General features: G+C 49.3%; 14 protein-coding genes. 6 read left to right on the top strand and 8 right to left on the bottom strand.

Translation table 11 applies throughout. The features are described 5' to 3' along the window. Positions 1–10 precede the first annotated feature (10 nt). The gene (locus tag RN22_RS02920; protein WP_046303015.1) at positions 11–1,624 is read right to left on the bottom strand and encodes a methyl-accepting chemotaxis protein; all 1,614 of its coding nucleotides are present in this window, start codon (positions 1,622–1,624) and stop codon (positions 11–13) included. Positions 1,625–2,068: 444 nt separating this feature from the next. On the opposite strand from RN22_RS02920, the gene recB reads away from it, so the two are divergent. Continuing rightward, positions 2,069–5,650, top strand: coding sequence for an exodeoxyribonuclease V subunit beta (gene recB, locus RN22_RS02915; RefSeq protein ID WP_046303014.1), 3,582 nt, complete (start codon positions 2,069–2,071; stop codon positions 5,648–5,650). Continuing rightward, positions 5,637–7,634 (top strand): exodeoxyribonuclease V subunit alpha, encoded by a 1,998-nt coding sequence (gene recD, locus RN22_RS02910; RefSeq protein WP_046303013.1) that lies wholly within the window; start codon positions 5,637–5,639, stop codon positions 7,632–7,634. Before recB ends, recD begins: the two co-directional genes overlap by 14 nt. Here recD and argA read toward each other — a convergent pair. Beyond that, positions 7,600–8,955 (bottom strand): amino-acid N-acetyltransferase, encoded by a 1,356-nt coding sequence (gene argA, locus RN22_RS02905; RefSeq protein ID WP_197076240.1) that lies wholly within the window; start codon positions 8,953–8,955, stop codon positions 7,600–7,602. The two genes, recD and argA, sit on opposite strands and share 35 nt — an antisense overlap. Positions 8,956–9,131: 176 nt before the next feature. Between argA and RN22_RS02900 the strand changes: the two genes are divergently transcribed. Then, complete coding sequence (locus tag RN22_RS02900) at positions 9,132–9,476, top strand: DUF2850 domain-containing protein (RefSeq protein ID WP_046303011.1); 345 nt, start codon at positions 9,132–9,134, stop codon at positions 9,474–9,476. Between the two features lie 7 nt (positions 9,477–9,483). Here the strand turns inward: RN22_RS02900 and RN22_RS02895 are convergent, their stop codons facing one another. Further along, the gene (locus tag RN22_RS02895; RefSeq protein ID WP_002536314.1) at positions 9,484–9,705 is read right to left on the bottom strand and encodes a hypothetical protein; all 222 of its coding nucleotides are present in this window, start codon (positions 9,703–9,705) and stop codon (positions 9,484–9,486) included. A gap of 236 nt (positions 9,706–9,941) precedes the next feature. On the opposite strand from RN22_RS02895, the gene mltA reads away from it, so the two are divergent. Then, positions 9,942–11,024, top strand: coding sequence for a murein transglycosylase A (gene mltA / locus RN22_RS02890; RefSeq protein WP_046303010.1), 1,083 nt, complete (start codon positions 9,942–9,944; stop codon positions 11,022–11,024). A gap of 63 nt (positions 11,025–11,087) precedes the next feature. Here the strand turns inward: mltA and RN22_RS02885 are convergent, their stop codons facing one another. The 3 genes from RN22_RS02885 to RN22_RS02875 form a co-directional block, all read right to left on the bottom strand. Beyond that, positions 11,088–12,056 carry a TAXI family TRAP transporter solute-binding subunit gene (locus tag RN22_RS02885; protein WP_002536320.1) on the bottom strand — a complete coding sequence of 323 codons (969 nt, stop codon included), beginning with the start codon at positions 12,054–12,056 and terminating at the stop codon, positions 11,088–11,090. Between the two features lie 121 nt (positions 12,057–12,177). Next, on the bottom strand, positions 12,178–13,011 hold the full coding sequence (locus RN22_RS02880; protein WP_046303009.1) for a 3-keto-5-aminohexanoate cleavage protein: 834 nt from the start codon (positions 13,009–13,011) through the stop codon (positions 12,178–12,180). Positions 13,012–13,020: 9 nt separating this feature from the next. Then, positions 13,021–14,340, bottom strand: coding sequence for an aspartate aminotransferase family protein (locus tag RN22_RS02875; protein ID WP_046303008.1), 1,320 nt, complete (start codon positions 14,338–14,340; stop codon positions 13,021–13,023). A gap of 114 nt (positions 14,341–14,454) precedes the next feature. Between RN22_RS02875 and RN22_RS02870 the strand changes: the two genes are divergently transcribed. Together RN22_RS02870 and tcdA are read left to right on the top strand one after the other, a co-directional pair. Then, the gene (locus RN22_RS02870) at positions 14,455–15,354 is read left to right on the top strand and encodes a LysR substrate-binding domain-containing protein (RefSeq protein ID WP_046303007.1); all 900 of its coding nucleotides are present in this window, start codon (positions 14,455–14,457) and stop codon (positions 15,352–15,354) included. Between the two features lie 88 nt (positions 15,355–15,442). Further along, positions 15,443–16,243, top strand: a complete 801-nt coding sequence (gene tcdA, locus RN22_RS02865) for a tRNA cyclic N6-threonylcarbamoyladenosine(37) synthase TcdA (RefSeq protein ID WP_002536327.1) — start codon at positions 15,443–15,445, stop codon at positions 16,241–16,243. A gap of 60 nt (positions 16,244–16,303) precedes the next feature. Here the strand turns inward: tcdA and phaC are convergent, their stop codons facing one another. Continuing rightward, the gene (gene phaC, locus RN22_RS02860) at positions 16,304–18,127 is read right to left on the bottom strand and encodes a class I poly(R)-hydroxyalkanoic acid synthase (RefSeq protein ID WP_046303006.1); all 1,824 of its coding nucleotides are present in this window, start codon (positions 18,125–18,127) and stop codon (positions 16,304–16,306) included. 64 nt (positions 18,128–18,191) lie between these two features. Continuing rightward, positions 18,192–18,539 carry a phasin family protein gene (locus RN22_RS02855; RefSeq protein ID WP_002536332.1) on the bottom strand — a complete coding sequence of 116 codons (348 nt, stop codon included), beginning with the start codon at positions 18,537–18,539 and terminating at the stop codon, positions 18,192–18,194. Positions 18,540–18,580 lie beyond the last annotated feature (41 nt).

Genomic DNA, 18,580 nt, shown 5'->3' with positions numbered 1-18,580 from the left:
CTTCATACACTCAAGCGTTGATCTTGAACTTCGACAATTGACTGCGTCCGGTGTCGCTCAGAGATTTTACCTTATCGCTCAGTCCTAGTGTATCTTCCGACGCTTCGCGGTTGGTGTGAGAAATATCGCTGACATTGACCACACTGCGGGCCACTTCCTGAGAAGCGCTGGCTTGCTGTGAGGTGGATGCTGCCACAGCAGTGTTCATTTGCTCCAATTCATTGATCAGTTGAGATAGGGCTGTCAGCTGAGTTTGGGCAAGTCTTGCCTGCTCAAGGCTTTGTGCGGTTTTGTCTGTACCGCTGCTCATGATCTTAGCGGCGACTTGAGCACGCTCCTGCAGCCTTTCGATGATGGCGTTGATTTGAGTTGTCGACTCCTTCGTGGAGTGCGCAAGCTTACGTACCTCATCTGCTACCACCGCAAACCCTCGGCCTGCGCTACCTGCACGTGCTGCTTCAATCGCGGCATTGAGCGCCAACAGGTTAGTTTGCTCAGAGATATCGTTAATCACAGTGACCACATCGCTGATTTGGTCGCTTGATGCGGCCAGCTCACGGATGCTCTTTTCAGCATCAATCACGTCGTCATTCACCTGCTCAAACTTACCCAGAGAGGCGGACAGTGATGCTTCTGCTTCAGTTACCAGCTTACGGGAATGACGCGTACTCTCTTGTGCATTGAGTGTACTGGATTCTACATCCTTGATGGCAGAGGACATTTCTTCCATCGCACTGGCCACTAAATCCAGCTCCTGGCTTTGGTTGCGAATGCCATCCGTAGAGCGGTTCGCCAAATCAGCCATGGTTTTGCTGTCGCAATCTAGCTGAAGCAACGTGGAATCCACGTTGGAAAGCAGGCCTTGCAATTGCTCACAAGCAGCGTTGAGGTTACGTGACATTTCGCCCAGCTCATCAGTGCTGTTGACATTGGCGCGAGCGGTCAAATCACCACCAGCTACCACGCTCAGTGCGCGCTGAATTTCACGTACTGAATTGACTAGCATGCGAGAGAGCATGGTTGCCAGCAGCACCAGAATAGCAGTGACACACAGCGCAAAAAATGCAGCCTGTGAGGTTTCTTTCCATACCAGTGTCTCTAAGTCATCAACGTAGAGGCCAGTACCAATCAGCAACCCCCAAGGTTCATAGCGTTTTACGGCGCTGACTTTTTCCAAAGGCTCTTTACCGCCCGGTTTTGGGAACCAGTAGCTGGTAAAGCCGCCCTCTATTGGCTGGGCAACACGACGGAAATCTCTGAGAAGCAGGTTTCCCTTACTGTCTCGGAAGCTATTGAAATCTTTACCGAGCAGACTTTTCGCGCCTGCCTGCATGATGCCTTTTTTATCGATAGCGAAGAAATAACCGTCCGCACCAAAAGTTAACGGTTGGATGGCGGCCATCGCTTTCTCACGACCAGCTTCGGAGGGATCACTCAGATAATGACTGTCGACTATTTGCGTCGCCAGCTCGATGGTTTGCATTAAGCTAGATTTTCTCTCCAATAGGAGGTCTTTATGCAGGCTTCTCGCTTGGAAAGCTGTTAGCAGGACAATGCTAATCACTGAGATGCATACAATAAGTAGCAACTTATATCGCACAGATAGATTTTCAACAAATTTCATACTTAGTATATCCGTGTATTTAGATGTCCGTAACGAAAATGAAACACGAAGGGTTACTCAATTAGAGAAAACTATCAATAGATAGACTCGTAATGATAATTGTTTTTGATTGATCTGCTTCGCAGACTTATTTTTCATTACATAAAATGTCCAGTTTTTGCAACGTGATTGTAAAGGAAGTAGATAATTTCAGCGTCTGCAGTCCAATGACAAAATGTCACAGTATTAATATCTCTACACAAACTGCGTGTTTTTGACTCAGATAACTCGCTTAAAGAGAGAGTTTCAACGCTTGTATTCCTTCATTCGCCTCTATGGAAATGGAATGACTATTTATCGTGAAATTAGCCTCGAATTGAACCGAACAATGAACTCTGAAAGCGAGCATTTTCAGGTGGTTTGGGTATAAACTAGGGACATTATTCCCCTTTGAGCCAACAGTGCATGCCAACCCAACTTCTTGACCCCATGTCATTTCCCCTTCACGGACAAAGACTGATTGAAGCGTCTGCTGGTACGGGGAAAACCTTCACCATTGCGGGTCTGTATTTACGACTACTGTTGGGGCATGGCGCCGAAGATACAGCGCACGCTTTGCCGCTGAGTGTTGATCAGATTCTGGTGGTGACCTTTACCGAAGCGGCCACTCAGGAGCTTCGTGATCGTATCCGCGCGCGTATCCATGATGCCCGTCTCGCGTTCAGTCGAGGGCATAGCGAAGATCCTGTGATCAAACCGCTACTGGAAGAGGTGCAGGATTATTCACACGCAGAGCGTTTGCTTCTGCAAGCCGAGCGCCAGATGGACGAAGCGGCGATCTACACCATTCACGGTTTTTGTCAGCGTATGCTGACCCAAAATGCTTTCGAGTCTGGCAGCCTGTTTACCAATGAGTTCATTACTGATGAGAGCGCTTTACGCGAACGTGCGGTTTCGGATTACTGGCGACGTCAGTTCTATCCATTGCCCAAGTCGCTTGCCGGTGTCGTGCGGGGTTACTGGGAATCGCCACTGTCACTGTTGAAAGACATTAGCACTTATCTCTCTGGACCGCTGGTCACCATCAAAGCGCCGAATATGCCGGAAAACCTCGATGACTTGCATCAGGAGAACCTGGCCAAAATCGAAGAGGTGAAAAGACTCTGGCGAGAAGCTGTCGCTGATCTTGAAGCTTTGATCTCAGGATCAGGCGTTGATAAACGCAGCTACAGTAAAAAATCGCTGCCAAACTGGCTTTCTGAAGTCACGGACTGGGCGTCCTGTTCAACAGCCAGCTATGAATTGCCGAAAAATCTTGAGCGCTTTTCGGCATCGATGCTGGCAGAAAAAACTAAGAAAGGCGAAGTGCCGGCGCATCCGGTTTTTGACGCGATTGATAAGCTGGTGGCCAACCCACCAACACTGAAAGATGCGTTGACGGCAAACGCCATTCGTCAAGTGAGAACATTACTGGCTCAAGAAAAACGACGCTTTGGTTGGTTGTCATTCGATGACTTGCTGTCGCAGCTTTCATCGGCACTGGAAAGTGACAGTGAAGGCATTCTGGCTGAGCGTATCCGCACATTGTATCCGGTCGCCATGATTGACGAATTCCAGGATACCGACCCTCAGCAATACCAAATATTCAGCGATATTTATGCCGAGCAGCCTGAATGTGGCCTCTTTATGATTGGGGACCCTAAGCAGGCGATTTATGCTTTCCGTGGTGCTGATATTTTCACTTACATCCATGCACGCCGTCAGGTGGCCGACCATTACAACCTTGGCACCAACTGGCGTTCGACAGCAGGTGTGGTAAAAGCGGTCAATCATGTCTTTGAAAATGCGGAATCGCCTTTTATCTATAACGAAGATATTCCTTTTACTGCTGTCGCTTACTCGCCGGGGGCTGATGAACGCTATTGGGAGGTCAATGGCAATAAACAAGCCTCGATGACCCTTTGGCTGGATGAAACGGCAGATCTGGTTTCGAAAGCGGATTATGAAAAGCAAATGGCTCATGCCACGGCGAGCAACATCCGTGAAGTGCTGACAAAAGCGCAGGAAGGTAACGCGCATTTCTGCAAAGGTGAAAAACGCAAGCTTATTCAGGCAGGAGATATTGCAGTTCTGGTGAGAACTGGTAGCGAGGCCGCCAAAGTAAAGATTGCCTTGGCAAGGCAGGGCATTGCTTCCGTTTACCTCTCTAACCGCGACAGCGTGTTCTCAAACCATCTAGCAGCGGATGTTCAAAGGCTACTTGCTGCGGTACTGACGCCTGATAGTGAGCGAACACTTCGTGCTGCACTGGCAAGCGGCCTATTTGCGCTGACGGCCAGTGAAATCGATACCTTGAACCATGACGAAAAAGCGTGGGAGAGGGCGGTGATGGAGTTTTCTACCTACCAAACGGTATGGTTTACCCGAGGCGTGATGCCCATGCTCCGTCAGGTGATGCAACGCCGTGGTATCGCAGAACGCTTACTTTGTGAAGACAATGGTGAGCGGGCACTCACTGACCTGATGCATCTAGGCGAACTTTTGCAGCAGGCAAGTCAGACATTGGATAGCCATCATGCCCTTATCCGTTGGCTGGCTGACCATATCGATAACCCTAACGGCAACAGTGAAGAGCAGCAGGTGCGTTTGGAGTCTGAGCGTGACTTGGTGCAAATCGTCACCATCCACAAATCTAAAGGTCTGGAATACGATCTGGTTTACTTACCGTTTGCCTGCAATTTCCGTCCATCAGACAGACCATTTTTCCATGATGAAGACCATACGCCCGTGCTGTCGTTGACTGAACCTGACTTTGCTATTGAACAGGCAGATAAAGAGCGTTTGGCCGAAGATCTCCGACTCGTTTACGTTGCTCTGACCCGTGCCGTTTACGGCTGCTTTATCGGTTTGGCACCGCTCAAAGATGGGAGGAAATCTTCCGGTGATACCGGACTTCATAAATCGGCATTGGGTTACCTGATTCAAAAAGGTGAGGCCTCAGATGCAGCGGGGTTGGTTGCTGCTGTTGATTCACTGGCAGCGTGCTGTGACGGCATTGAGAAAACCGAACCACCTAAAGTGGTGGACGGCAAACTGGAGCCAGAGTTGGCTCATGATGACGTCATTGAAGCGCGAACCTTCGGAGGACGTATCCGCCGTGATTGGCGCCTGACCAGTTATTCCGGTTTGGTGAAGCAAGGCCACAGCAGTGCGCTACCTGATTTACCAGCCTTTGATATTGATGCCGCTGAAGAGCAGCATGATGAAAGCGACACGGAGACCGACAGCGCGCCTACCATATTCCAGTTTCCGAAAGGTGCGCGTCCGGGGACTTTCCTGCACACCTTGTTTGAAAATGTCGAGTTTGGGCAGGACATGTTCAGCGAGGGAGTGGCCGAAATGATCCGCCATTACCTGCTGCTCGAAAACTATGACGAAAGCTGGATTCCTGTATTGCAGAAACTGTTGTCTGATGTCGTTTCGCAGCCGCTCAGCGATGAAGGATTGATGCTGTCTGAGGTTGATGAACCCGCAAGATTGACCGAGATGGAATTCGTGATGCCGGTGGAAAGACTTGATAGTGGCCGTGTGAACCGGTTAATTGCCGAACACGATCCTCTTTCAGCGCAGGCTGGTGAGCTGCACTTTGATACCGCCAGTGGCATGCTGAAAGGTTTTATCGACTTAGTGTTCTGCTGGCAGGGGCGTTATTACGTGTTGGACTGGAAGTCGAACTATCTTGGAGATTCGCCTGCCGATTACACTGAGGAGGCACTGGCAGATGCCATGGCGGATCACCGCTATGATTTTCAATACCAGATTTACTCTCTCGCTCTGCATCGTTTCCTGCGTCAGCGTTTAACAGATTATTCGCCTGAGCGTCATCTGGGCGGTGTTTTCTATCTTTTTGTTCGTGGTATTGAAGCGGGTACTCGCCATGGGATTTTTTACACTTCACCTTCCCTTGAGCTTCTCGATGGTCTTGATGCCATTTTTTCCGGCGAAGGACAGCTTTCTGATGGGGAGAGCCTAAATGGCGATAAGTGAAAAACTCAACGCGCTGTATAAGCGAAAAGCCATCAGAGCTATCGACCGTCAGTTTTCCCAGTTTATCGGTGAGCAGCTTGGGGACGTTGAATCTCCTATGGTGGGATGGGCTGCTTTAGTCAGTTTTGAGCTGGGTAAAGGTAATGTCTGTGTTGATCTGACAGCCTTAGACAGCGCAAGGCTCTTTGACCTGATGCCAGCGGAATCCGCGGAACTGGCCATCTTGATGACACCAGAAAATGTGCTCGCGTTGGTGTCTGCATCTCCGGTTGTCGGTGATGGAAGTGAACCGACACCGATGGTGCTGAGTGGCTCTCGCCTCTATCTTTATCGTTATTGGGCTGCAGAGCGTCTGGTGACTAACGAAATTACTGCACGTGCCACTGAGCTTCCTTTGCCGATGACGCTGCGCGGCGTGTTGGACGATCTTTTCCTACCGGATATGGCTTTGCTCCGTCAGTTCTACAGCACATGGGAAGATAGCGAAAAAGCGGAGAAACTGGTCGACTTCTTCGATATCAACGATTTGACGCAGGTTGATGTAGACGGACTGAAAACGGCGCTAGATTCAGGAGCAACGGATACCCAGGTGCTGAGTCTGGTGCCAGACAGCGCAAGGCTAAACTGGCAAAAAGTCGCGGCCGCCGTGGCACTGAGTTATCGCTTTGCAGTGATTTCTGGTGGCCCTGGAACGGGGAAGACGACAACAGTGGCGAAGCTTCTGGCGGCGATCGTCAGCAGTAGCGACAACCCGAATGGCCCTGAAATCAAGCTGGTGGCACCGACGGGGAAAGCGGCAAACCGCTTGACCGAATCCATCGGAAAAGCCGTTGCGGCATTGCCGGTGAGCAATGAGGTGAGAGACAAAATTCCGACTCAGGCATCAACCATTCACCGACTGCTCGGTGCCATTCCAAACCGTGTTGAGTTTCGACATCATGCTGGTAATCGGCTTCACCTTGATGTGCTGGTGGTCGATGAAGCGTCAATGGTTGATTTGCCTATGATGGCCCGATTGCTCGCGGCATTGCCTCAGCATGCCAGAGTGATTCTTCTGGGAGATCGCGACCAGTTAGCTTCTGTTGAGGCGGGTGCTGTGTTGGGTGATATCTGTCTGCATGCCGGAAGTGGTTTTAGTGCTGAACGCGCAAAGACCTTAGCGTCACTGACAGGCTTTTGTTTACCGCAGGAAGCTTCTGTACCTGCTGTGTCTGATGGCGTATGTTTGCTGCGCAAAAGCTACCGCTTCCATGCTAAATCCGGTGTTGGCCAACTGGCCTATGCCATTAACGCCGGCGAAACACGCTGGGTTGAAAGGGTGCTGCAACAAGGCTTTAGTGATATCGCCCTTCATGATCTTGATGGCGATGTGTATGGCGAAGCCATTGCTATGGTGGTCAACGGGTACCGCTGCTATCTCTCGGCATTATCAGAGGGTGCAGATAACCGCACCTTGCTGAAACATTTCTCTGATATCCGCCTGCTATGTGCGCTTTCAGACGGCCCGTTTGGGGTGAAAGGCTTGAACACAGCAATTGAAAAAGCGCTGACAAAAACGGGTTTGATCGCACCAGGGGAAGAGATTTTTTATCCCGGAAGACCCATTATGGTGACGCAAAATGACCATGGTCTTGGCCTATACAATGGTGATATCGGCATTGTGGTGAAACAGGAAGAAGGGCTTCGTGTGGTGTTTGAAATGGCGGACGGTTCAGTAAAGGCCTTTCTGCCAAGCCGTCTTCCCGAGCATCAAACGGCATATGCAATGACAATTCACAAATCCCAGGGGTCTGAATTCAGTCATACCATTTTGATGTTGCCACCTACCCCGACCCCCGTCATGACAAGAGAGCTGGTGTATACCGGTGTGACACGGGCAAAAGACAGATTGGATGTTTATGCCACCCGCACCAGTTTGGCGCGGGCGGTGAAACGGAAAACGCAGCGGTTTAGCGGCTTGGCAGACGCATTACACGTCCGTTAAGTGCGAGGGTCAGTATCTTGGAGCGGCGCTGCAGGTTGTAAAGTTCTTGCTTGGCATCCGGCAGTGCAGTGACATCGGCTTCTACAAACCCGTGCTCACGGAACCAGTGAATACTGCGGGTGGTCAGCACAAAAATCGTTTTGATACCCGATTGCACCGCCTGTTGCTGGATATATTGAAGCAAGTTGGTGCCGCGGTCGCTATCACGGTATTCAGGATGAACGGCAACACAGGCCATTTCTGCTGTTTGTGACTCGGGGTAAGGATAAAGTGCCGCACAACCAATGATGCGCTCATCTCTATCAATCACAGTAAAACGTGGAATCTCCTGCTCCAGTTGCTCCCGTGAGCGTCTCACCAGAATCCCTTGCTCCTCCAATGGACGGATCAGCTCAAGAATACCGCCGATATCATCAATAGTGGCCTGACGGATTCGCTCTGCACTTTCGGTCACAATCTGTGTACCGATACCTTCCACGGAGAAGAGTTCCTGAATCAGTGAACCATCGACTTTATAACTGAGAAGGTGGCTTCTTGGCACGCCTGAACGGCATGCAGCAACGGCACCACGTAAGAATCTGACAGTACCGGAGTTCTCATCACCCGCTGTTGCTCGCTGACGCAAAATTTCTTCTGCCTGATGCGGGAAAAGTTCTGAGAGTACATTGCCATTAGGACCAATCACACCTTGCAGCGAACAAAAGCCGATGAGCTTGTCTGCATTGAGGCGAATCGCAAGCTGGGTAGCCACTTCTTCAGAAGTGAGGTTAAAGCACTCGCCAGTTACCGAACTGGCGACTGGACCGAGTAGAACGATCGAGTGTTGATCGAGCTGTCGATGAATGCCATCAATATCGATCCGGCGGATCCGCCCGCTATGGCAGTAATCTATACCCTCATCCACGCCAAGTGGTTGTGCAATCACAAAGTTCCCGCTGACCACGTTGATCTGCGCGCCAGCCATGGGCGTGTTATTTAGGCTCATGGAGAGGCGGGCAGTGATATCGAGTTGTAGCTGACCTGCAGCTTGTTTTACCACTTCGAGTGCAGCAGAATCTGTGACACGAACACCTTTATGGTAAGGCGTCTCAACCCCTTGCTTAGCAAGGTTCTGACTGATTTGAGGGCGGGCGCCATACACCAATACCAGCCGCAAACCCAGGCTGTTAAGAAGCGCTATGTCATTGACAATATTGCCGAAATTGGGATCTGCAATCGCTTCACCACCTAGCATGACAACGATGGTTTTGTTCTGGTGTGCGTTCACATAAGGCGCTGATTGCCTAAATCCATTTACGAGTGCTGTACTGCGAAGTTTCAACACCTTACTCCATGATTGTGACTTTATATGCTGTGATAGTGACTAATTATTCTGGATTTGGCAAGGGGCGTGACACGGATTCAAACATTGGATGCCTGATTTGGTCGGCAGTGATGTCCTTTTTATAATAGTATTGTTAGTAATTGAGAGTTTGTCTCTTATTTGAGAGTTTATTTGTGGGTATCGTCGGACAATCTTTAACGCTTTTCGTCGTGTTGATTTCGGGGGCCATTGGCTACCTGGCGGCAAATGATATTCCTATCTTCACTGAAGTGGACCAAACAATCATATACGGTGAATGGGTTGAGCAGGGTGTGCCGTCGTACGCTGCGGACAAGTTCGAAGTGCGAAAAGATGGTATCTACATAAAAGGTGCCCGCACGACCAGTTACTATGAGTTTACTGGCAGCAAACTCATTTATACGGTGGGAAATAATACTTACCTTTACACCGTGGAAGATAAAAATACGTTACAAAGAGAAAAGCCTTACCACTACAGCACACCATTTACGAAGCGTTGACGCTCAATCAATAGTTTGCGGGTAACACTCTCAATAGTTCAGTCACGGGGCACAAGCCAAGTGCCACACGGCGAATCCGATCTGCGATATCTTCATTCCCACCGAGGCACCGGCGAATGCTGTTATTGATCATTTCATCGCTGCTACCGTCACTGGCTAACGTGCGAATCCATTGATACTCGATAGAGTCAGTGTCGAGCAGCGTCTTACGTCCTACTTTTAAATCCATACCGTACTCCTTTACGAGTGTGTTTAGTTTTTAAGACATTTTCTTTTCATCGGATTTAAACGAATTTCTATGACAGAAATGTGACAAAGTATTTCAAAGTTCGGTGCATATGCTTTCGATCGCATTATATCTCCCAGTAATTTTGAGGGTTTATGCGGTCTATCTCGCCTTTTGATTGCAGAAAAGACAGGGTTCTGTCACCCTCTTTTTCATTGTTTTCTGATTCAGGATGACCTGTGAAAAAGGCACTTTCTGTTGTCGGCATTTCCCTACTCCTTGCCGCGTGCGCGCGTCCCACTGACCGAGGTCAGCAATATGTTGATGGACGTTTTAATCAAGTTCTTAATCCGGTCGAGCAAGTTGCCTCGGATAAATCCCGAGACTACTCTCTGTTTCCGGCTCAACTGGAGAAGGTTGAGTCTCGTTCTCCTTCATTGACGAAAGCGAATCAGGCCGTTTATGAAAGCGTGAAAGCCTGGTTGGCAGAAAGTGGAGAGCCAACGGCATTGAGCGACTACGGCTTGTCTCTTGAGCAGATGGGCGGCGGTGACGGTTATGGCAATGTGCTGTTTACCGGCTACTTCTCTCCAGTGATTGAAATGCGCCACGAGCCGGATGCCTTGTTCCGTTATCCGGTATACGCCATGCCTCAGTGCGATGAAAAGTGTCCGACACGTGAAGAGATCTACAACGGCGCGCTCGATGGTCTGGGTTTGGAACTGGGTTACAGTGCATCGCTGATCGACAACTTCATCATGGAAGTGCAGGGCAGTGGTTTCATTCACTTTGGCGATAACGACCAGCTTGAGTACTTTGCCTACGGTGGTAAAAATGGCCACCCTTATGTCAGCATTGGCAAAGTGTTGATCGAACGTGATGAAGTGCCGCGTGAAAAAATGTCACTGAAAGCCATTAAAGACTGGGTCGCACAGCAAGACGAACCCACAGTGATTGAGTTGCTCAATCAGAATCCATCATTTGTTTTCTTCGCCCCTAAAGCGGCGCATCCGGTGACAGGGACTGCGGGCATTCCATTGTTGTCCGGTGCGTCAGTGGCTGCTGACCGTGAATTTTTGCCAATGGGTACAGTGTTACTGGCAGAAGTGCCGCAGCTTAATGAAGAGGGTAACTGGAACGGTCAGCATGTACTGAAATTGCTAATGGCGCTGGATACAGGCGGCGCTGTGAAGAAAAACCACCTCGATCTTTATCATGGCATGGGGGAAGAAGCGGGTATTAAGGCTGGTCACCACAAACACTTCGGTCGTGTGTGGAAGCTGACAAAGCCAGTTGAGAATGAAGAGCCTGCTCAGCAGTAACCTAACCAATAGAGACAAAAAAGGCGGGTTTGAAACCCGCCTTTTTTATTTGGAAAGAGTGGCTTATTTGATCAGGCCAACTTCTTTGTAGTATTTCGCTGCGCCAGGGTGCAGAGGTGCAGACAGACCGTCAGAAACCATTTCTTCTTTCTTCAGGTTTGCGAATGCTGGGTGCAGACGACGGAAGTCATCAAAGTTCTCAAATACCGCTTTGGTTACGTTGTAGATAACGTCTTCTGGTACTTCAGCTGAAGAAACAAAAGTTGCACCAACACCGAAGGTTTGAACGTCACCGTCGTTACCACGGTACATGCCGCCTGGGATAGTCGCAGTACGGTAGTAGTCGTTGTCAGAAACCAGCTTGTTAGATGCTGCGTTGTTCACTTCAACAATCACGCTATCACACGCAGTGGTGGCTTCTTGGATTGCACCACTTGGGTGACCCACAGTGTAAACCATTGCGTCGATTTTGTTATCACACAGTGCTTTAGACTGCTCTGCGGCTTTCAGCTCAGAAACCTGCTTGAAGTCGTCCATGGTCCAGCCCATTTCGCCCATCAGTACTTCGATAGTACCGCGCTGGCCTGAACCTGGGTTACCCACGTTGACACGCTTACCTTTCAGATCATCAAACGTTTTGATGCCTGAGTCTGCGCGTGCAACAACAGTGAACGGTTCTGGGTGAACAGAGAAGACTGCGCGCAGGTCTTTGTAAGCACCTTGGTCTTGGAATTTGCTTGAACCATTGTAAGCGTGGAACTGCCAGTCAGACTGGGCAATACCCATGTCCAGTTCGCCTGCGCGGATGGTGTTGATGTTGTAGATAGAACCACCGGTAGACTCAACCGAACAACGGATGCCGTGTTCTTTCTTGGTTTTGTTTACCAGACGGCAGATTGCACCACCTGTTGGATAGTAAACACCAGTGACACCACCAGTACCGATAGTAACGAATTGATTAGCTTGTGCGGGTACGGCAGTTAAAGCAGCTGCAAAGCTCATTGCGGCCAAAGTTGGTTTTAACGCTTTCATGCTTTAGTCCTTGTCGATGATGTGATTGCTAACGCGGTGAGAGTCCGCTGTTAATAATTTGTGAGCCCATATTGCGCCGAAATTATCTGATAGTTAGTTTTTCGATCGCAAGAGATGCGCCTCACGATTCAAAGCTACAGGAGATATTTTTTCTTAAATCTTCTGCAGAGTTGATATATAAACCCATGTTTTGAGACATAACGGCGATTTGCTGTACAAGTTCTGCATTATTATCCGCACACTGTCCCATTAAATTCATTAGGTTATTTTCGAAGCCAACGCGTATATCTCCTCCCAATGACATCGCTGCACTTAGACATTGATGCTCATGTTCTCCAAATGCACAGGTCGCCCACGAAATTCCCTCGCTGGTTATGCGTTTAATATCAAATTCGAGCAAATCAGTTGGTGCTGACAACATGTCTTTTTTGTACTTGCCTAGTACCAATAGTAGGTGATGACCGGTATTAGGCAACGTCTTGTCATTAACCATTTGAAAGTAAAGCGACAAATCTGCAGCGTCATACAAAATGTACTGCACATAGATACGTCGCTCATTGAGCTCGTAAAAGAAACGGCTGGCGTCTTTTTCAAACGCAGCGTTGGGGCGAAGTTCGCGAAGGGCGAGGGAGACAGCTTCCGGCTCGGTGCCTCGTACCAAAGCCATTTGTTCTTCGGGTTGATACAGTCCAACTGCCTCGGTCGTCAGTTGGATGACCATGTCAGAATCAAAACGGGCCCGTGTTTCCACGAGCCACTCTTTATTCAGTCCAACATCCAGTGAATGCTTGCCCTGTCCATCACGCACATGCATGTGAGCCATCGCAGCACCAGCTTGGTGACACTGCGTTAAGCATACGGCCATTTCGTCAATGGTCATTGGCAATTGTTGATGGTCTTCCTTGCCACGTCTTGCACCATTCGGCGCAACAATAATGGTTCTTCCTTTTTGCACCCGACGTTCCTATGCGAATACGTTGTCTAATGTGACGGCCAAACGTTTTACCAGCTCGTCAATTTCGTTCTCTGTGATGATAAATGGTGGAGCCAACAGAATGTGATGACCGCGTTTACCATCAATGGTGCCGCCCATGGGGTAGCACATCAGGCCATTCGCCATCGCAGTCTTTTTCACCTTTGCGTGGAGTGGGCGCGAAGGGTCAAACGGTGTTTTTGACGCTTTGTCTTGCACAAACTCCAGACCGATGAACATGCCACGTCCGCGGATATCCCCGACAAAAGGGTGATCGCCCAATGTATTGTTTAACTGTTTGACCAGATAACGACCCCGTTCAGTCACTTCACTGAGCACGCCGTCTTCCAGTGCATCAAGCGTGGCACACGCTGCGGCACATGCCAAAGGATGAGCCATAAAAGTGTGCCCATGCTGGAAATATCCCGTGCCATGGAAAATCGCTTCATAGATTTTGTCGTGGATCATCACCGCGCCAATAGGCTGGTAACCTGCAGCGAGTCCTTTTGCCATGGTCACCAGATCAGGGACGATATCTTCCTGCTCATAGGCAAAATAAGTGCCAGTGCGGCCACACCCACACATCACTTCATCGAGGATGAGCAAGACACCGTACTTGTCACAAATTTCACGGATGCGTTTGAAGTAACCTTTCTCAGCGACCAGAGCGCCAGCGGTCGCGCCAACAACGGGTTCAGCCACAAACGCAATCACAGTTTTCGGGCCGACAGCCAATAATCTCTCTTCAAGTTCATTGGCCACGCGCTGTCCGTACTCAAAGTCGGTTTCATCACCACGCTTATCCCGATAGGCATAGCATGGTGCAATCAACTCACCATTTTGCATCAGAGGAGCGAAGGGCTCTTTGCGCCACATGTTCCCCCCAACCCCCAGCGCACCAAGCGTATTACCGTGGTAGCTCTGGCGGCGCGCGATGAATCGTGTTCGAGAGGTTTCGCCTTTCTCAAGGAAGTATTGGCGCGCCATTTTAAGTGCAGCTTCTACGGCTTCAGAGCCACCGCTTACCAAATAAACATGGTTTAAAGGGCCTGGCGCTTTGTCTGCCAAACGTGCAGCCAATTCTTCCGCTGCTGGCGAGGTGAAAAATCCAGTATGAGCATATGGAATAGTGTGCAATTGATTTTCTATCGCACCCAGTATGCCGCGATGGCTGTGTCCGAGGCAAGATACTGCAGCACCGCCGCATCCATCGAGGTATTGACGTCCTTCACTATCAACAAGAAATACACCGCTGCCGCCTGCGACGACAGGTAAGTCAGAGTGACAGTGTCTTTGTAGTATGTGTGTCATGGTTTTCCTGAGCAAAAGGTATCGTTGTTATAATGCTCAGTATGAACAGGTTGGAAATTGAACAGCAAACGATATAAATTCGGAGGGTATGCCTAAAATTCATAGGGTAGCTATATGGCAATGCCTATTCCGCCAATGAAAACCTTGCGAACCTTTACGGTGGTGGCGCAAACATTGAGTTTTTCAAAAGCGGCGAAACTGTTAAACCTGACACAAAGTGCTATCAGTAAACAAATCCTTCATTTGGAAGAATTGATGGGGTGTTCACTGTTTGAACGTACTGGCGGAAAGGTCGAGCTGACAGACGCGGGAAGACGCTATTTGCCTTCCGTGGTCGAAGCGCTGGAAAACCTCCAGCACGCTACATCGACCGTCATGCAGACATCAGAAACCAAGAACCGTATTGAAATATCGGTACCACCTTCGATGGCGAGTATGTGGTTGATCCCTCGCTTGGCGGCATTTAGGCAAGCTTATCCGAACATTGAACTGGCGGTTCGTGCGAGTGTGACGTCGGACAGCCATAACCGATATCAAAGCGATATTGCTATTCACTGTTTGCCTTTGTCGACCCATGAAGAAGAAGCGGAGCTTTTAGTGAGAGAAAGGCTGATGCTGGTGGCTTCCCCAGTCATGGTTTCTGATGCGGAGTCAGTGGAAGATCTTTTGCCGCTCAATGCCATCAGCCATATTACCCGTCCCCAAATTTGGAACCAGTTCTGGCACGAGCTAAAAGTCGCACCTAACGGCCCTAACTATGGTGCTGGCTTTGAGCACTTTTACATGGCACTAGAGGCCGTGAAGCATAATGAAGGAATGGCGCTGATACCCCAGTTTTTGATTCAAGATTCGTTAGATTGTCAGGAAGTGAGCAACCCACTTTCATTGAGCTTCGACAGTTTGTATGGCTACTTTCTGTTTAGTCATGGCTATAAACGAAGATTGGGGCCAGTGAAACAGGTAATAGACTGGTTGAAACAAGAGTTGATGCCAGTGCACATTAAATACTCTTGACTGCGGTTTTGGGAGTCATGGACATTTTGCGTTCAAGCGAGTATAAACCGCAGTCCACGTCGAAAATCGAGCAACAGAGCGAACTACTATGACAACAACTCAACCTGCATCGGAAAGCTATCAGCAACGCTTCGGCGGTACTCGCCGTCTGTATGGCGCCACTGAGCTTGAGATTTTGCGCCAGTCGCACGTTTGCGTGATCGGTATTGGTGGAGTGGGGTCATGGGCGGTTGAAGCGCTGGCTCGAAGCGGTATTGGCGAGTTGACCCTGATTGATATGGATGACGTGTGTGTTACCAACATCAATCGTCAAATTCACGCTATGTCTGGCACTGTGGGTCAAAGCAAAATCGAGGTGATGGCTGAGCGTGTTCGGGCAATCAACCCGGATTGTAAAATCAACCTGATTGACGACTTTATCTCTGAAGACAACATTCCAGAGTACATCACCAAAGACTATGACTACGTGCTTGATGCCATCGATAGCATCAAGCCAAAAACGGCATTGTTGGCCTACTGTAAGCGCAATAAGATCAAAATCATCACAGTAGGTGGTGCTGGTGGGCAGATTGATCCGACCCAAATTCAGGTCGCGGATCTGACTAAAACGATTCAAGATCCACTGGCGGCAAAGCTTCGCAATAACCTGCGCCGTTTCCATAACTTCACCAAAACTCAAGGGCGTAAGTTTGGTATTGATTGTGTGTTCTCGACTGAGCAGTTGAAGTATCCTCAGCCAGACGGCTCTGTATGTGAGACCAAAGCGACGGCAGAAGGACCAAAGCGAATGGATTGTGCCAGCGGTTTCGGAGCGGCAACCATGGTCACCGCGACGTTTGGCTTTGTCGCCGTTTCACGCATCATCACCAAACTGACAGCGAAAAAATAGCTGCTTTAAAAAGTACAAAAAAAGGCCGCGAACGTTCGCGGCCTTTTTGGTTTTGGAGCATTAAGCGTCAGCTTTAGCGCGTGCTTTTTTTGCAGCAGGTTTGGCTTCAGTTTCAGGCTGAATCGGAAGCACTTGCTTCACATAGTTACCTGGTGCAACACCGAGTACAGGGAAGTTCTCTGAACCTTGTGCATAAGGCTCGATCTTTTCCTTCGGATTGTAAGCAGATAGCCACTCATCCCAATGAGTCCACCAAGAACCGGCAGTGTGTTCCGCAGATTCAAACCACTCTTCTGCAGACTCACTCAGCTCATCGTTCACCCAGTAACCGTACTTGCCTTTCGCTGGATGGTTCACTATGCCAGCAATGTGGCCGGACTCACCCAATACAAAGGTCTTGTTGCCGCCCACATTCAGTGCGCCACGGTAAGTCCCTTGCCAAAGTGCAATATGGTCTTCTTTGGTTGAGATGAAGTAGGTAGGGATTTTGATTTTGTTCAAATCAATCCAAACGCCACCCACTTTCACGCCTTTGTCCTGAACCAGTTTGTTGTTCAGGTACAGCTCGCGAAGCATAAAGTTATGCGTTGCTGCTGCGACGTTGGTGCTGTCACTGTTCCAGTACAGAAGATCGAAATCTACCGGGCTGTTGCCCTTGAGGTAGTTATCGATGTAGTAGTTCCAGTACAGGCTGTTTTCGCGCAGCAAGCTGAAAGTCACGCTCAGTGAGCGGCCATCCATATAACCACGTGCCGTGTTTTGCAGCTCAATCGCACTGATCACGCTGTCATTGATGTAAGCACCTACTTCACCTGGTTGCGCGAAATCGAGCAGAGTGGTGAAGAAAGACGCCGACTTGATGCGCGCTTTCATGCGTTTTGCTGCGTAGTACGCGATAGTGCTTGCCAGAACAGTACCACCGATACAGTAACCAGCAGCGTTGATTTGTGATTGGCCTGTGATGTCCTCAATCGCAGACACCGCCTTCACAACACCTTCGGTCACGTAGTCACCGAACTCAACGTCTTTTTGCTCAACACCTGGGTTGCGCCAAGACATCATGAATACGGTGTGGCCTTGCTCAACCAACCAGCGCACCATCGAATTCTTCTCGCGAAGATCGAGGATGTAGTACTTGTTGATGAACGGCGGCACGATCAGCAGTGGCGTTGCATTGACAGTTTTCGTCAACGGACGGTACTGGATAAGCTCGAACAGTTCGTTCTGGAACACAACATCACCCTGAGTATTGGCAATGTCTTCGCCAATACGGAATGCGTTGTTGTTGGTCATGCGAACCTTCAGGATATCTGAGCTGGACTCAATATCTTCCTGTAGACTTTGCAGACCTTTCACCAGATTCTCGCCGTTCTTTTCCATGGTCAGCTTAAGCAGTTCAGGGTTTGTGCCCACGAAGTTGCTTGGTGACATGGCATTAATAGCCTGACGAGAAAAGAAGTTCAGGCGCTCTTTGGCTTTGTCATCTAATCCTTCCACCGCGTTAATGGTTTCGAGATAAGTGCGGCCAAACAGCAGATAAGATTGTTTGATGAAGTTGTAGAACACTTCATCCTGCCAGCCTTTGTCCTGGAAACGTTTGTCGTCTTTTTCCGGCGTAACGATTTCTTCTTTGTTTGCTGCAAGCGCAACGTTTTGCCAGATTTGCATTTGCTGTTCCCACCACTGCATTTGAATTTGCAGCATCGCGGCGGGTTGATTTGCAGCACCCTCAAGAAGTTTGGCTGTGTCTTCGAGACTCTGCTCTTGGATGGCTTTGTTCAGGGGGGTGTTTACGGCTGCCTTGCCTTGCTCAAGATCCTTCCACCATTGCTGGTTACTCTCTTGGAGTTTTACAAGGTAGTCCGAGAAGAAGTTCTGATACATGTGTAAACCCTCTTGATCGGAAACAACACCGCCCTCTGCAGCGAGAGGGCGGGTCTACCTAAAATTAAGCTGGTTGAGCAGCTTTCAGGTTTTCAGTAGTCAGTTGTTCCAGATCGTCTTTGAACTCTTTCGCGATAGATTGCAGCTTCGCGCTGTCGTCCATCATTTGCTGAGACAGTTTAGTCAGCGCTGCCAGTTGTTGGCTGCTGTATGCAGTCATAGAAGTCACGTCAGTCACTTCGCTTGCTGCTTTAACTTGTGCCAGACCCATTTCGCTGTAAGTTTTAACAGCGCTCAGTTGGAGTTCAGTCAGAGTTTCAACGTTCTTAGCAACCAGTTTGTTGAACTTAACGTAAGGTGCCAGCGTTTTTTCTGTTTGCTCAGAGAATGCTTTAAACATATCGGTGTACATGGTGTTTCTCCTAAGTGTATTAATTAGATCCAAGGGGGTTT

This window comes from Grimontia sp. AD028 (assembly GCF_000973155.1).
GTDB classification, from domain to species: Bacteria; Pseudomonadota; Gammaproteobacteria; order Enterobacterales; family Vibrionaceae; genus Enterovibrio; species Enterovibrio indicus.
Note: the sequence above shows the minus strand (reverse complement) of the source record. Positions and strands in the feature narration are given on the sequence as shown.

Bases quoted from the DNA above. Each gene is read 5' to 3' on its own strand.
- RN22_RS02920 (WP_046303015.1), bottom strand. From the start codon at position 1,624: ATGAAATTTGTTGAAAATCTATCTGTGCGATATAAGTTGCTACTTATT.
- recB (WP_046303014.1), top strand. From the start codon at position 2,069: ATGCCAACCCAACTTCTTGACCCCATGTCATTTCCCCTTCACGGACAA.
- recD (WP_046303013.1), top strand. From the start codon at position 5,637: ATGGCGATAAGTGAAAAACTCAACGCGCTGTATAAGCGAAAAGCCATC.
- RN22_RS02895 (WP_002536314.1), bottom strand. From the start codon at position 9,705: ATGGATTTAAAAGTAGGACGTAAGACGCTGCTCGACACTGACTCTATC.
- RN22_RS02885 (WP_002536320.1), bottom strand. From the start codon at position 12,056: ATGAAAGCGTTAAAACCAACTTTGGCCGCAATGAGCTTTGCAGCTGCT.
- RN22_RS02875 (WP_046303008.1), bottom strand. From the start codon at position 14,340: ATGACACACATACTACAAAGACACTGTCACTCTGACTTACCTGTCGTC.
- RN22_RS02870 (WP_046303007.1), top strand. From the start codon at position 14,455: ATGGCAATGCCTATTCCGCCAATGAAAACCTTGCGAACCTTTACGGTG.
- tcdA (WP_002536327.1), top strand. From the start codon at position 15,443: ATGACAACAACTCAACCTGCATCGGAAAGCTATCAGCAACGCTTCGGC.
- phaC (WP_046303006.1), bottom strand. From the start codon at position 18,127: ATGTATCAGAACTTCTTCTCGGACTACCTTGTAAAACTCCAAGAGAGT.
- RN22_RS02855 (WP_002536332.1), bottom strand. From the start codon at position 18,539: ATGTACACCGATATGTTTAAAGCATTCTCTGAGCAAACAGAAAAAACG.